The organism is Paraburkholderia flagellata (assembly GCF_021390645.1).
In the GTDB taxonomy this organism is placed as follows: Bacteria; Pseudomonadota; Gammaproteobacteria; order Burkholderiales; family Burkholderiaceae; genus Paraburkholderia; species Paraburkholderia flagellata.
The window spans coordinates 1067238-1080846 of record NZ_JAJEJT010000002.1; the positions used below are offsets into that span (position 1 = coordinate 1067238).

General features: G+C 66.0%; 10 protein-coding genes. 6 read left to right on the forward strand and 4 right to left on the reverse strand.

The annotated features are described in order from the left end of the window. The 3 genes from L0U83_RS19180 to tssB all read right to left on the reverse strand — a co-directional run bounded on the left by L0U83_RS19180 (position 1) and on the right by tssB (position 2706). Entirely contained in the window at positions 1–507 is a 507-nt protein-coding gene (locus L0U83_RS19180; RefSeq protein ID WP_233885509.1) for an Hcp family type VI secretion system effector, read from the reverse strand. Between the two features lie 132 nt (positions 508–639). Beyond that, on the reverse strand, positions 640–2115 hold the full coding sequence (tssC, locus tag L0U83_RS19185) for a type VI secretion system contractile sheath large subunit (protein ID WP_233885510.1): 1476 nt from the start codon (positions 2113–2115) through the stop codon (positions 640–642). A gap of 21 nt (positions 2116–2136) precedes the next feature. After that, a complete protein-coding gene (tssB, locus tag L0U83_RS19190; protein WP_233885511.1) occupies positions 2137–2706 on the reverse strand; it encodes a type VI secretion system contractile sheath small subunit in 570 nt (189 codons plus the stop codon). A gap of 548 nt (positions 2707–3254) precedes the next feature. On the opposite strand from tssB, the gene L0U83_RS19195 reads away from it, so the two are divergent. The 5 genes from L0U83_RS19195 (at position 3255) to tssA (ending at position 11311) form a co-directional block, all read left to right on the forward strand. Then, a complete protein-coding gene (locus L0U83_RS19195; RefSeq protein ID WP_233885512.1) occupies positions 3255–3752 on the forward strand; it encodes a hypothetical protein in 498 nt (165 codons plus the stop codon). Positions 3753–3842: 90 nt separating this feature from the next. Continuing rightward, positions 3843–5210, forward strand: a complete 1368-nt coding sequence (gene tssK / locus L0U83_RS19200) for a type VI secretion system baseplate subunit TssK (protein ID WP_233885513.1) — start codon at positions 3843–3845, stop codon at positions 5208–5210. Next, a complete protein-coding gene (locus tag L0U83_RS19205) occupies positions 5203–6264 on the forward strand; it encodes a DotU family type IV/VI secretion system protein (RefSeq protein WP_233885514.1) in 1062 nt (353 codons plus the stop codon). Before tssK ends, L0U83_RS19205 begins: the two co-directional genes overlap by 8 nt. Beyond that, on the forward strand, positions 6261–10199 hold the full coding sequence (locus L0U83_RS19210) for a type VI secretion system protein (protein ID WP_233885515.1): 3939 nt from the start codon (positions 6261–6263) through the stop codon (positions 10197–10199). The genes L0U83_RS19205 and L0U83_RS19210 overlap by 4 nt, the downstream gene beginning before the upstream one ends. Beyond that, a complete protein-coding gene (gene tssA, locus L0U83_RS19215) occupies positions 10196–11311 on the forward strand; it encodes a type VI secretion system protein TssA (RefSeq protein WP_233885516.1) in 1116 nt (371 codons plus the stop codon). Before L0U83_RS19210 ends, tssA begins: the two co-directional genes overlap by 4 nt. A 20-nt stretch (positions 11312–11331) precedes the next feature. Here tssA and L0U83_RS19220 read toward each other — a convergent pair whose 3' ends face one another. Further along, positions 11332–12630, reverse strand: coding sequence for an L-fuconate dehydratase (locus L0U83_RS19220; protein ID WP_233885517.1), 1299 nt, complete (start codon positions 12628–12630; stop codon positions 11332–11334). A gap of 86 nt (positions 12631–12716) precedes the next feature. Between L0U83_RS19220 and L0U83_RS19225 the strand changes: the two genes are divergently transcribed. Continuing rightward, entirely contained in the window at positions 12717–13478 is a 762-nt protein-coding gene (locus tag L0U83_RS19225; RefSeq protein WP_233885518.1) for a GntR family transcriptional regulator, read from the forward strand. The last annotated feature ends 131 nt before the right edge of the window (positions 13479–13609 follow it).

The following is a 13609-nucleotide window of genomic DNA, read 5'->3' on the forward strand; positions in this document are numbered from 1 at the left end:
CTAGCCTGCCGCCTTCACGACTTTGTTCGCGGCCAGGTCCCACGTGGAAGCCGCGGTGCCTTCCTTGGTGGCGTCGTCCTTTTGCGCGGTGAGTTCCCACTTGATCTTCGTGAAGTTCAGCGAGAGCGTTTCCACCGGCTTGCCGCCCGCGCCGCCCGACACGCTCACGTTGCTCAGCACGACATTGTTCAGCGTATAGGTGATGAACGGCATGATTTTGCCGTCGCTTTCGGCAGCGTTGCGGCCCACCACGACGGTCGCGCTCGCGATGGCCTTGCCGCCGCAGCAATATTCGTTGAGCGTGGGCGTGGAAACGTCCACGAATTTCGTGACGGTGAATTCGCCGATATGGGGCTTGCCCGAGGTGCGCTCCGAATTGCTGACGTCGTTCGTCACCTGCATCGCCACATTGTGACTGTACGACATCAACTCGATCTTGTCGGTATAGCCTTCCAGCGTGCACTCGCCTTTGATGTCGCTGCCCAGATCGAGAATGATCGAATCCATGATTTACGGCTCCCGAAGCAGTAAAGGAACACGCGGGCCACGTGCGCGGCGCCAGGCGCGTTCAGGGACCAGGGGCGCTCATGCGCCGCCTGGCCGTCGTATCTTCATCGAATCGCTTTCGTCGCTGGTGGGTCAGGCGGCAGCCGGCGGCGGCAACGTTGCCACGAGCCGGATCGACGCGGTGAGTTCCTCGAGCTGGAAATGCGGCCGCAGGAATACCGTCGCGCGGTAAGCACCTGGCTTGCCGGGCACCTCGGTCACGTCGACGCGCGCCTCTCGCAGCGGATACTGCGCCTTGATTTCCTGCGGCGCATTGTCGTTTACGAGCACATAGTCGGCAATCCACGTGTTGAGGTAGCTGCGCACGTTATCGCGCGTCATGAAGCTGCCGACCTTGTCGCGCATGATCGCCTTGATGTAGTGGGCAAAGCGCGACGCCGCGAGGATATACGGCAGCATGGCCGAAATGCGCGCGTTCGCCGTGGCCTCGGGCGTGTTGTAGAGCGCTGGCTTGCAGGCAGTCTGGCCGCCGAAGAACACCGCAAGACCCTCGTTCTTCTTGTGCACGAGCGCGATGAAGCCGAGCGAGTCGAGCTCCTTTTCGCGGCGGTCAGTGATCGCCACTTCCGTGGGGCACTTCATGGCTTTGTCGCCCGAGGCCGTCTGGAAGATATGGTCCGGCAAGCGCTCGACGGCGCCGCCGCCTTCCACGCCGCGAATCGCCGCGCACCAGCTATATTGCGCGAACGCGTTGGTAACGCGCTGCGCAAGCGCGTACGCGGAGTTGCCCCATAGATATTTCGAGTGGTCCGTGCCGTCGACATCCTCGAAGAAGTTCATGCCTTCCACCGGGTTGCTGTCCGGATGATAAGGACGCCGCATCAAGATGTGCGGGAGCGTGAGCGCGACATAACGCGAGTCTTCGCTCTTGCGGAATTCGCGCCAGCGGGCCATGTCGATCGTCTCGAAGACCTTGGAGAGATCGCGCGGCACGCCCAGCTCCGTAAAGCTCGCCATGTCGAAAAGTTGCGGGTGCGCCGCCGAAATGAACGGCGCATGCGCTGCGGCGGCCACGGAGGCGAGCTTTTCGAGCAGGCTCACGTCGGGCGTCTGGCGTGTGAAGTAGTAGTCGCCCACCAGCACGCTGAACGGAAAACCGCCGAACGTGCCGTATTCCTCTTCGTAGATCTTTTTGAAGAGTGCGCTGGTGTCGACGTCGATGGCCTTCTCGAGATCGTTCTGCAGGTCTTTCTTCGAAGCGTTCAGGAGGCGCAGTTTCAGGCGCGTGCCCGTTTCCGAGCCCTTCACGAGAAAGTGCAGCCCGCGCCACGACGACTCCAGCGCCTGCATCTCGGGGTGGTGCAGCACCTCGTTGAGTTGCTCGCTGATGAGTTCGTCGATCTTGCGGATGTGGTCGTTGATCATCGCCACGGTGTCGCGGCTGATGGTCATGTTCTTGTCGAGCACCTGCAGGGCGAACTCGGCGAGCAGCTCGCGCGCGTGCTGCTGCTGCTCCTCATATTGCGCCATACGCCCTTCGTGCACGATGCGGTCGAGCAGCGTGACCGTACCCGCCTGCGCGGTCGCGGCGGCTTGAATATCGGACATGGTTGTCTCCTCGTGTTGGGCTTAGCTGGCCGGCGTGTCGCTGGCAGGGGCAGCGGCGTCGCCCGGCTCCGGTGGCGGCAACTGCGCAGTCGGGGTGTCCTGCGGGTGCGCCGAGCGGATTTCGCTCAACCCCTTCGGGTCGTGCACCACTTCCTGGAGCAGCTTGTCCAGTTCGTCGTTACCGTCGAGCTTGGTGAGGAGGTCGCGCAGGCGCAGCCGCGCGTCGTAAAGCTGTTTGAGCGGGCCGATCTGCTGAACGATGCTCACAGGATCGAAGTCGTCGATATGCTCGAACTTCAGCTCGACATTGATCTTGCTGCCGTCGGCGGCGAGCGTGTTGTCGACCTGCAGCGTCACGCGCGGCCCGATCGACTTCATCACGTCGTTGAAATTGTCGCGGTCGATGTCGACGAAGCGGCGCTCCGTCATCTTCGGCAACGGCTCGACAGGCTTGCCGGACAGGTCGGCAAGAATGCCCACGACGAGCGGCAGCTCGCGCTTTTCGATGGCATTGCCCGTTTCAACGTCGTACGTGATCTGGACACGCGGCGGGCGGTTCCGTTCGAACCAGTGCTGGGTACTGTCGGCCATGGTCACCTCGGTGGCGGTCGTTGTTCTATTGCATTGTGCAACGGGAGGAGATGCGTGTTTTTCGTCAATCCGCTTTTTTCATGATGCATTTTCTTTAAGACGACAATGGCCCGCAAAACGTAATGAAACGATTGCCAGAGCCATTCCCGGTCCTTCAGAAAAAACACAGCTAAAGCATGCTCGGGATTCTTCAGACGAGAGCATTCACGGCGTTAAGTGTTCGCGCTGCATGGTTCTTCAGCTTGTCCTTCGTCGCGCGAGTCGTGAAGATAGACGGTCACGACTTTAGGACAGTAAACGGGGAAATTCAAAGTATATTTACTGTGCATAGATTGAACGCCTTTCAAATTTATTTACGCATTCTTTTTGAATCGATCGGTTATAAATCGTTATTGCAATTACGTGTTGGGCGCTTGTAGACTACGCGCGAAACAGGCTGCGCGGCGGAACATGCGTCTTGATTAGAAATACGAACTAGCATGAATTCTCCTGCGCGCGGGCAGGAGACATCGCAGACAAGAGGCGGCGCACACAATGGGGATTGCGCAGTGTTCACCACGTTAATCGCCGGCGCGTCGCGCGCCGCGCAGCCGCACGGCTGGCGCGCAGCCACGCTCGTGCTGCTCGCGCTCGCGCAGATGCTCGCGGCGTGTTCGTCGCTGCCCAAGGTACAGGTGGATACCCTGGCCATTGCCGTTTCCATTCAAGCGAATCAGGACACGCCCATTGCCGTGGACGCCGTGCTCGTGCGCAATCCGCAATTGCTCGACGCGTTGCTGGGCCTGCCTTCGGCGAAGTGGTTCGCGCAGCGCGATCAATGGCGCCGCGATCACCCCGAGGACATCACGGTCGTGTCGTTCGAGGTCGTGCCGGGTCAGCAGATCGCGGCGGCCCCATTTCCGTTTGGTGGCAAGCGTGGCGCAGGCGTCGTGGTGTTCGCGGATTACCAGACACCGGGCGCGCATCGCGTGAGGCTCGACACGGGGCCCGCTCACGCGCTGCTGCTGCTTGGCGACCAGGATCTGAGCGTGCAGGCCTCACATTGATGTGACGCCAATGTGTCACGCGAATGTGTCACGCAATGGCGCGGCAACACTGAACGATGAAAACGTTTAGCAATAGAAAGCAAACACATCATGCGAACTTCGTTTCCCGATCCGGTCTGCTGGTTCGACGGCATGCCCTTGCTGCCGCAGCATTTCCAGACGCAGGCGCTGCACGCGGCGGGACACGCCGCGCTGCTGGCGAGCGCCGCGCGCGCACACTATTGGGGCGTGCTCTCGCTCGAGCACGACGCCGCGGGGCTTGCCCAGGGGCTCGTGCGAATCAGCGCGCTGGAGGCGATCCTGGCCGACGGCCTCGCCATTCGCCACACGCCGCACGACCCCGTGCTGGAGATCGACGTGAGCCACGCGTTCAGCGCGCCGGATGAAGCGCTCACGATCTATCTTGCGGTGCCGCCGCTGTACCGCGGCGGACAACTGGATCCGCAGGCCGGGCGCTACACCCAACGCGAGAGTCCGGATGTTCCCGATCTCGTCTCGGGCGGCGAGCCGGCTTCGATCACGACGTGGTCGCCGCGCCTGCACCTCATGACGGATCTCGGCCGTCACGAATTCGACCGCTTGCCGCTCATGTGTGTGAGGCAGCAGGGCGGCGGTGTGGCGATTGCGGATTACGCGCCGCCGTGTCCCTTCGTGCGCGCCGACTCGGTGCTCGGTCAACGCGTGATGCGGCTGCTGCTGCGTGTGCGCGAAAAATGCGTGTTCCTGGCCGGGCGTCTGCAGGCGGCGCAACGTGCCGAGGAGCGCGACGACGCCGCGCAGATCGAGCGCCAGCTCTGCGCGCTCTGGAGCCGCCTGCCCGAAGTGGAGGCGACGCTCGTCACCGGCATCGCGCATCCCGCCGAACTGTATCGCGCCGTTGCCGGCATGACGGGCGCGCTCGCGGCACTGCGGCCCGGGCGCGGCGTGCCCGCATTCGCGACGTTCGATTACATGGCGCTGCTCGCGTCGTTCGATCCGCTGCTCGAGTGGGCGGACGAAGCGCTCGCGACGATCCGCCAGGGTTATCGCGTACGCGCATTCACCGAGGAGGGCGGCAGCTTCTGGATCGCGCCGCCGTTCGAAAGCGGCGGCAACGTTGCGCGCGAACTCGTGATCGGATTGCGCATGCCGCCCGACGCCGGCGAGCACGACGCGAGCGTGTGGCTCGACCATGCCGTCGTCGCGTCGAGGCCCTATGTGCCGACGCTCGCCCGGCAGCGCATGCGAGGCCTCGCGCGCCGGCGCCTCGCGCGCGAGGAGCGCGCCGCTTACGCCACGGGCGACGACACGACGCTCTTCGCCGTGACCGTGGAGGACGCATGGTTCGACCGCGCGCAGCCGTTGTGCATCGAAGTCCGCACGACTGGGCCGGGCCGCGCGCCCTGGGCCGTGCAGCTTTTCACGCCCACGGGCGACGCCGCCGACGACGCAGGCCACGCGGGAGCCGATAATGCTTGATGCCAGCGATCAGAGCGAGGAGCGCCTGCCGCTCATGCGCGCATTCGTCGTGGCGTTCGCTTTCGCGGAGAACGCGCGCCTGCGCGCAGTCGCCCACGCAGTGAGCACGGCGAATACAGCAGACGCCGCCGGTGCGGAGCCACCCGCCGATCCCCAGCGCGAAGCCGACACGCTCGCCACGCAGTTGCAGTCCGCCACGCGCAAGCTCGCGCGCGACGCCATGGCGTGGACTGGCGCGGCGGGCGAAGCGGACATCGCCGCCGCGCAATACGCCTATGTCGCGCTGCTCGACGAATTGCTGCTGTTTTCGGCGTGGAATGGCGCGAGCGTGTGGGAGACCTGGCCGCTCGAAGCGCGCATCTTCGGCACGCGCGCGGCGGGCGAGCGCATTCCGGCCGCCATCGAATCGCTGCTCGCGCAGCGCGATCCGGCGCAGCGCGACCTTGCCAACGTCTATCTCGCCTGCCTCACGCTGGGTTTTCGAGGCCGCCTGCGCGGCGAGGCGGGCGCCTTGCGCCACGACCAGTTGCGCCATGCGCTGTTCGCCTTCGCCATGCAGCGCGACCCTGAGCCCAACCGACTCGGCGCGCCGCTCGAACGCGCCGCGCTGGCGCCTCGCGAAACACGGCCGCTCACGCAGATGTTTCCAGACCGCGCACGCCTCGCGCTGTTCGTGGGCGGCGGATTCGCGGTGCTGCTCGGCGTGTCGCAACTGCTGTGGCTCTACGCGACGGCGCCTGTGCGCCCATCGCTCGAACAGTTTGAAACGGTGTCGATGGTGCAAGGGCGTCCGTCGCAGGTCAGCCATACGAGCACCACGGGCATGGTGCTGCCGCGCGCGAGGACGATCCGCAGACTGCGGCCGCCGCCTGCGCCAGCAGATTTGCAGAGCGTGCCGCAAACGCAGGACACACCCGCAGCGCCGACGGTTTCCACGACGCCGCCCGCCACGCTTGCGCTCGCGGCGCGGCGCATCGTCATGGTGAGCGTGCAGAACGCCGACGACTCCAGTGAGGAAGGGCCGGACTCCACGCCGCGGGGAGCCCGACCATGACGACCACACTCATAGTCGTCCTTATCGTTCTGATCGCGCTGCTGATCGTGGGTCTCGCTGCCGCGCTCGTCGTGCGCTGGGTGCGCGCTCGCGACGAACGCAGGCCGTTGCGCAATTTCACCGCCATGATGCGCACGGCGCACAACGCGATGGGCGTGCGCGACCCGTACTCGGTGCCGCGCGTGCTGGCCACGGGCGCACCGGCGGCGCTCGACGCGCTGGCGCGCGGCTGGCGCCTCGCGAGCGTTGGCGAGCCGGCCTGGTTCGGCAGGCTCTGGCACGACGCGGAAGGCATTCTGATTGCTGAACCGGGCGATTCGCTCGGCGCACGCGCGGCCGCCGAGCGCCGGCGCGGCTCGACCGGCGGGCGATTGCTGCGTGGCTTGCTGCGCAACCGGCCGGGCCGTCCGCTCGACGCGCTCGTGTGGGTGATCGCACTCGATACGCTCATCGACGAAAACGGCACAGCGCGCGCGGATACCGACGCGGCGCTCGAAGCCTCGCGCACGGTGCTCGCGCTGCAACGTCAGCTCGGGCAGATGCTGCCGCTCTACGTGGTGGTGACGGGCTGCGACGCGCTGCCCGGCTTCGATGCGCTCGCGGCACGCCTGCGTCGCGAGCGCATCGAAACGCCGCTGGGCTGGGCATCGCCGTACGCGCCTCGGCGCGCGTTCGAACCCGCCTGGGTGGACGAAGCCTTCGCCGACATGAGCCGCGCGCTCGCGGCGACCGTCACCGAAATGGGCACGCTCGACGGCGCGCTCGATGGCGACGTGTTCCTGCTGCCGCAGCGCCTCGACACGCTGCGCGAGCCATTGCGCGAGCACCTCGAACCCACCCTGCGCGGCGCCGCCGACGGCACCGCGCCGCTCATGCGCGGCATCTGGTGCGTGGGCGCGATGCCGCAGGCGCAGGAGCGCGAAGAGCCCGCCATCACGGACGCGGCGCGCAGGGAGGCGCGCGCTGCGGCGGCGCCGGCTTTCGCATCGCGTCTCTGGCACGACGTGCTGATGCCGGGGCAGGGACTTGCGCTCGCTATTCCGCGCGTGCTCGCGCTGCGCATGCGGCGCTACCGCATCGCCACGTTCGCCGCGATCGCGCTGGGCGTGTGCTGGTGCGTGGGGCTTGGCGTGACCACGTGGCACGTGCGCAGCGACGCGCGCGCGCTCGCCGGCAGCTACGACGCGCTTGCGCTCGCGAGCGTCGCATGGCACGAAGCGGGCGCGAGCAGCAGCGAAGCGGCGCAGGCAAGCGCGCTGAGCAGCGCCGCGACCGCCTTCGTCAAGGTGCCGCGCTGGCAGCTCGCCACGCCGTTCATGCCGCTGTCGTATTTCGGCCTGCACCGCCGGCTCGACGACGCGCAATACCACGTGTTGAGCGGCCTCGTGTTCACGCCGCTGCGCGCGCGGCTCGTCAGCCGTCTCGCCGATCTGAACTGCGATGGCGCAGCCGTTGCATCGGGCAAGAACGCAAGCCTCGCAGCCGCCGCGCGGCGTCCTCAGGACCTGCCGGAGTACACGCAGGGCACGCGGCTCGTCACGAACGCGGCGCAAACCGAGCGGCTGATCACGAACTACAACGAACTGGTAGAGCGCGACTCCGGCAACACCGTGATGCTCGCGCAACTCATGCGCGGCGCGGTGGGCGTGAGCTTTTCTCCCGATCATGTGGCCGACCGCGCGGGGCTCGACGATGCGGTGCGCGCGACTGCAGTGGAAGGCGGGCAACTGCCGTTCGACGGCACGGAGGCGCGCGCCGCGCAAGCGCGCGCGAGCGTGTGCTTCGAGGAGACCTTCGATCACTGGTTCGACGATATTTATCAGGACTCCTCGCTCACGACGAACGCCGCGCAAATCCAGGCCATGCTCGCCGATCTGAAGGCGCCTGGCGCGGTTCCCACCACCGCTTCGCTCTCCGAACTGGCCACGCGCATCGACACGCTCGCAACCCAGGTCGATACCGCCGACCACGGTTGGGCGGGCACGCACGGCCAGGAACTCGTGCCCGGACTCTCGGCGACTTTCGACACGGCAAAAGGCCTGCGCCTGATCGGCGCGACACCGGTGGCGAGCGTGCTGGAGCACGAGCAGAGCGAACAAAGCGCATTCGCGGCGCGCTGGCTCGCGAGCGGCAACCTGCCTGGCGTGCTGGCTTCCAATCCGACGACGGGGCTGCAACTGGCGCCGGACCTGCTGCCGCTGCGCGATGCGTTGCGCACGCTGCTCGGCCAGTCGTTCGTTGCTGGCGAGGGCAACGCGGCGGCCGAAATTCGCAGCGTGGATGCGGACTCGGCGCAACGCGCGCTCGCAGTCCTGCCCGCCTACAAGCAATATTCCGCGGGTCTTCTTGCGCAGGCGCCCGAAGCGTGGCGCGGCGCGCTGCTCGCCGCGGCAGGCAACGCGACCGTGCACAGCATGGTGGCCGCGCTTTCGGCGCCTGCCGCGCCCGGTGGGGCGCGCAACGTCGCCTACGCGCCGCAAACGCAGGGCGCACCCTTCGACACGCTGCGCAAGAACGCAACGGATCTCGTGGAAGCGTTCGACTCGCTTGGCCGCCCCGATCTCGCGCAGGCAGTTGCCCTGCGCGTCAGCGACGCCGCACTCGACGTGCTGCGCTCGACCGATGTGCAAGTGCAATCACTCGAACCGTTCCGGCCGGTACGCGGCGACTTCTCGGCCTGGAACGGCAGCGCCGGCGGGTCGATGCGCGCGTTTGGCGCCGCGACGCCCGAAGCGCTGCAAACCTACCTCGCCGCCCAGGCGGGCGCGGTGGCCGACACGGCCACGCTCGCGTCGAGCGCGCTCGACTGGCTCACGGCGCAGAACCCGCCGCTCTCCACCGCGGACGCGCGGCTCGTTGCGCGCTGGAAGGCGCTCTTCGCGGACCTTGCGCAGTACCGCGCGCGCAGCCCGGCGAGCGCGCTCGTGGCGGTGCCGTCGATCATCTCCAACCAGCTCGACAAGATGGACCTCGACACATGCAGCGCCTCGCTCGCGCAGGTCGATGTGCCGGGCGCGGGCGACATTGTCTCGAGCGCGGGCATGCGGCTCGTTTCGTCCGCGCGCGAACGCTGCTACCGGCTGCAGATCGGCACCGGCGGCGAGGCCTATGAGCAGTTGCGCAGCTATTTCGCGCGTTATCTGGCCGGGCGCTTCCCGTTCTCCGCCGATGCGAATGCGCAGGCCGCCGACCTGCGGCAGACGGCGGGGTTCGTCGCACTGCTCGATGCGAAACTCGCGGACGCGCAACGCGGCATGAGCGCAGCAGCGGCGAGCGGCGGCCAGCAAGCGGGCGCGCCGCAGTTTCTGGCGAAGCTCGCGCGCGCGAAGCCCTGGCTCGACGCGCTGGTGGCGCGCGGCGCGGACGGCGCGCTCGTGGGCGTGGACGTGGCGGTGGACTGGCGCATCGATCGCGCGGACGAAGCCGGTGCGGACCAGGTGATCCAGTGGTCCCTCGCGAGCGGCAGCCAGACGCTCGCCTGGCCCGCTGTGGCTGGCACGCCGCTGCGCTGGGCGCCGGGGCAGCCCGCCGCGCTCAGCTTGCGCTGGGCGAAGGACGGCCCGTGGCGGCCGATGCAGGACGCTTCGCAGCCGACACTCTCCGTCGACGGCGAGGCCGCCACCTGGGCGGCAAACGACACATGGGCGCTGTTGCGCCTCGTGCGCCTGCATGCGGTGCCGGACGACGGCGTGGATACCGGCACGGGAGCGGGCAACGCACGCATGGTGCTGAGTGTGCCGGTGCGCGACCGCAACGGCGGCACGCAAACCGCGCGCATGTTCATGCGCGTGGGCATGACGGGCGCGTCGAAAACGGCGCTCACGTGGCCCGACCTGCCATACGCGGCGCCGGGCTATAGTGCGTACGGGACGCCCGCGGTGACTTATGGACCGTATCCGTCGAGCAACTCGAACACCCAGGCGGGGCGCGGATGAACCCGGCATTCGACATCGAAGCACTCGTTCAACCGATACCGGGCGGCGCGCCAGCCGGCGTCTCGCTGCTGCACGACGCCGCCTTCGACGCGATCAAGGCGGCGCGCCGCGAGGACGATCCGGCATTGCCAGCGGGTATCTGGCAAACCACGCTCAAGGTCGCCGATTGGGCTGCGGTCGAAGCGGGCTGCGAGGACCTCCTCGCGCGCCGTAGCAAGGACCTGACGCTCGCCGCGTGGCTCGGCGAGAGCTGGCTGCAGCGATATGGTTGTGCTGCCTTGCCAGCTTGCTTCGCATTGCTGAGCGAATTGTGCGTGCGCTATTGGGACGACATTCATCCACTGCCGCGCGACGGCGACCTGGGGTTTCGGGCCGCGCCGCTCGCCTGGGTTGCCCAGCAGTTCCCGACCTTGCTCGCCGGGCGTATCGCGCTGTGCGCGGGACCCGATGGATCTGCGCTGACGCTTGCGCGCTGGCAGGGCGCGCAGCGCGAGGCCGTTGCGGTGAAGGACCGCAAGGACGTGCCCGCAGCGAAGCGCGAGGAAGCCGCACGGTTGGCACAGGCTCTGTCGCAGGCCGCGCACGACGCCGCGCCCGCCGCGCTACGCGACCAGTTGCAGGCGCTGCGCGCGGCGCGCGCGCCCATTGCGAAGCTGGACGCGTGGTGCACGCAGCGGCTCGGCGCGGAAGCGCCGTCGTTCGGGGCGCTGCTGGAGACGCTGGAGCGCATGGAGAGCGTGTTGCGCGACTGGCTCACGAAGCATCCCGACTGGGAGGACGTACCGATGGTTGAGGCCACATCGATTCAGGAACAGGCGGTGGTCGAGCCTGCTGCGCTTCAGGTTGCTACGGCTGGCGCGGGGCAGGAGCCGAAGGGGCCGGGAAGGCTCGATGGGCCTCAGTCGCGCGATGAGGCGTACAGACTGCTGGCCGTTGTCGCCGATTACCTCATGCGCTATGAGCCGCACAGCCCTGTGCCTTATATGCTCAAGCGGGCACTCGACTGGGGCGGCAAGCCGCTGCCGGAGTTGCTGGCCGAGTTGATGGCGGGCGAGCGAGGCAGGGCGTTGGGGGCAGCGCTTGGGTTGCTGCCCGAGAGTGAGCAACGGTAATAGGTCAGTTCCAGGCCCGCTTACGGCCGCCACGCCTCACCGTCAGGGAAAATGTATCTTTCAAGCGAATCCGGTTTCATTTCGATGCTATAGCCGGGCGTTTGCGGCGGCATATACCGCCCATTGCGTATCACGACTGGATCGACAAAATGGTCATGCAAATGATCGACATACTCGAGCACCCGGTTCTCCAGCGAAGCCGAAACGCACAGATAGTCGAATAGAGAAATATGCTGCACGTACTCGCACAGTCCAACACCGCCCGCATGTGGGCACACCGGAACGCCGAACTTCGCCGCCATCAAGAGCACGACGATCACTTCGTTCAGTCCACCTAACCGGCAGGCATCCACCTGGCAAAAATCGATCGCTTGAGCCTGCAGCAACTGCTTGAACATCACGCGATTTTGACAATGCTCGCCCGTGGCAACCCCAATCGACCCCAAACGCCGACGAATCTCCGCATGGCCGAGAATATCGTCTGGGCTCGTCGGTTCCTCGATCCACCATGGATCGAACTCCGCGAGACGCCGCATGTTTGCCACCGCTTCGTCCACATCCCATACCTGGTTGGCGTCCATCATCAGCTTCAGGTTCTCGCCGATCTCCTCGCGCAGAATGCGTGCGCGCCGTACGTCCTCGTCGAGATTGCCGCCCACTTTCTGCTTGAAATGCGTCCAGCCCAGCGCGACGCCTTCGCGCGCGAGACGGCGAATCTTGTCGTCGTCGTAGCCTAGCCAGCCAGCCGAGGTCGTATAAGCGGGATAGCCCTGCGCGAGCATTTCCGCTTCGCGCGCGCCCTTCGTCTTCGCGTGGCGGTGCAGGATGGCTAACGCTTCGTAAGGCGTGATCGCATCGGTCACATAGCGAAAATCGAGGCACCGCACGAGTTCTTCGGGGATCATGTCGGCGAGCAGCTTCCATACGGGCTTGCCAACCGATTTGGCCCAAAGGTCCCACACTGCATTGACGACCGCCGCCGTAGCCAGGTGAATCGCGCCTTTATCCGGGCCGATCCAGCGTAATTGGCTGTCCGAAGTAAAAGCGCGCCAGAATGCGCCCATATTTGCGGTAATGTCTTCGAGACGCTTGCCGACGATGAGGGGCGCCAGCGCGTTCACCGCTGTCACGCAAATTTCATTGCCGCGCCCGATGGTGAACGTGAGGCCGTGCCCGGTGAATTTGTCTGGAGAATCTGTTTCGAGCGTGACGTAAGTGGCGGAGTAGTCCGGCGCGGCGTTCATGGCGTCGGAACCGTCAAGCGAGCGCGAAGTGGGAAAGCGGATGTCGCGAACGGACAGCTTGCTGATCGTGGTCATTCGAACTCCCTATGGAAGGGACGGCTTTCGGGTAGGGGAAAACCAGGCGTTTGCACGCGTTGACAACGTTGAATCTGCTACCTAGCATGCTAGCATGTCTTCTCAAAATCAAGCGCGCCGTGAACTCTTCATCCGAAGTGGCGAGTGTTGCCGGCAATCCCTATGTCGCACTGCAAAAGATTAGAGGCGGCGAGCGCGGCAGTCTGACCGATGCGGTCGAGCAGGCGCTCAGAGAAGCGATCGTGACGCTTGCGCTGGAACCCGGAATGATGATCGACAAGATGGCGGTCTGCGAACGCATGGGCGTGTCGCGCTTTCCGGTTTCCGCCGCGCTGGCGAAGCTTGCGCACGCGGGTCTCGTCGAGGTTTTGCCGCAGCGCGGCACGCGCGTCAAACCGATCGCGCTCGACGATATTCGCCAGCATCTGTTCATTCGCAGCGCGCTCGAAGTCGAAACGGTGCGCGGTGTCGCGCGCATGAAGAACAGCGCCACGATCGACGCACTGGCCGCCAATCTCGAGGAGCAGCGCAAGGTCGCCGGTAATGGTCAGCGTCACGCGTTTCATGAGCTCGATCTCGCGTTTCATGAAATCCTGCTCGACGCCGTGAACCTGCCGCGCGTGAAAGAGATCGTCGCTGTGTCGCGCAATGCGCTGGACCGCGCAAGGCAATTGCTGGCGAGTCCCGAGCGTCTCGCGCATACGCTTGACGAACACGAACGGATTTTCGATGCCATTCGCGCCGGCCGTGCCGACGCGGCGGCCAAAGCCATGCACGACCATCTCGATCAGGTGATCGAGGAGTTGCACCGGTCCGCGAAAAAGCGGCCGGATCTCTTTGCGCCTTGAGCAGCTTAAGCACCTTAGCCTTACGTCAAGCAACGACCGTACTTCAACCACCTTCGTGCAGCGCCGCAAGCAACGCCGCGCACGTAATCAAGGGGCCCCGGTAATGTGTCTGGCTTTTCTTTGCGGATTTG

Coding starts and splice junctions, on each gene's coding strand:
- tssK (WP_233885513.1), top strand. CDS start 3,843: ATGCGAACTTCGTTTCCCGATCCGGTCTGCTGGTTCGACGGCATGCCC.
- L0U83_RS19210 (WP_233885515.1), top strand. CDS start 6,261: ATGACGACCACACTCATAGTCGTCCTTATCGTTCTGATCGCGCTGCTG.
- tssC (WP_233885510.1), bottom strand. CDS start 2,115: ATGTCCGATATTCAAGCCGCCGCGACCGCGCAGGCGGGTACGGTCACG.
- L0U83_RS19180 (WP_233885509.1), bottom strand. CDS start 507: ATGGATTCGATCATTCTCGATCTGGGCAGCGACATCAAAGGCGAGTGC.
- L0U83_RS19220 (WP_233885517.1), bottom strand. CDS start 12,630: ATGACCACGATCAGCAAGCTGTCCGTTCGCGACATCCGCTTTCCCACT.
- L0U83_RS19205 (WP_233885514.1), top strand. CDS start 5,203: ATGCTTGATGCCAGCGATCAGAGCGAGGAGCGCCTGCCGCTCATGCGC.
- L0U83_RS19225 (WP_233885518.1), top strand. CDS start 12,717: ATGCTAGCATGTCTTCTCAAAATCAAGCGCGCCGTGAACTCTTCATCC.
- tssA (WP_233885516.1), top strand. CDS start 10,196: ATGAACCCGGCATTCGACATCGAAGCACTCGTTCAACCGATACCGGGC.
- tssB (WP_233885511.1), bottom strand. CDS start 2,706: ATGGCCGACAGTACCCAGCACTGGTTCGAACGGAACCGCCCGCCGCGT.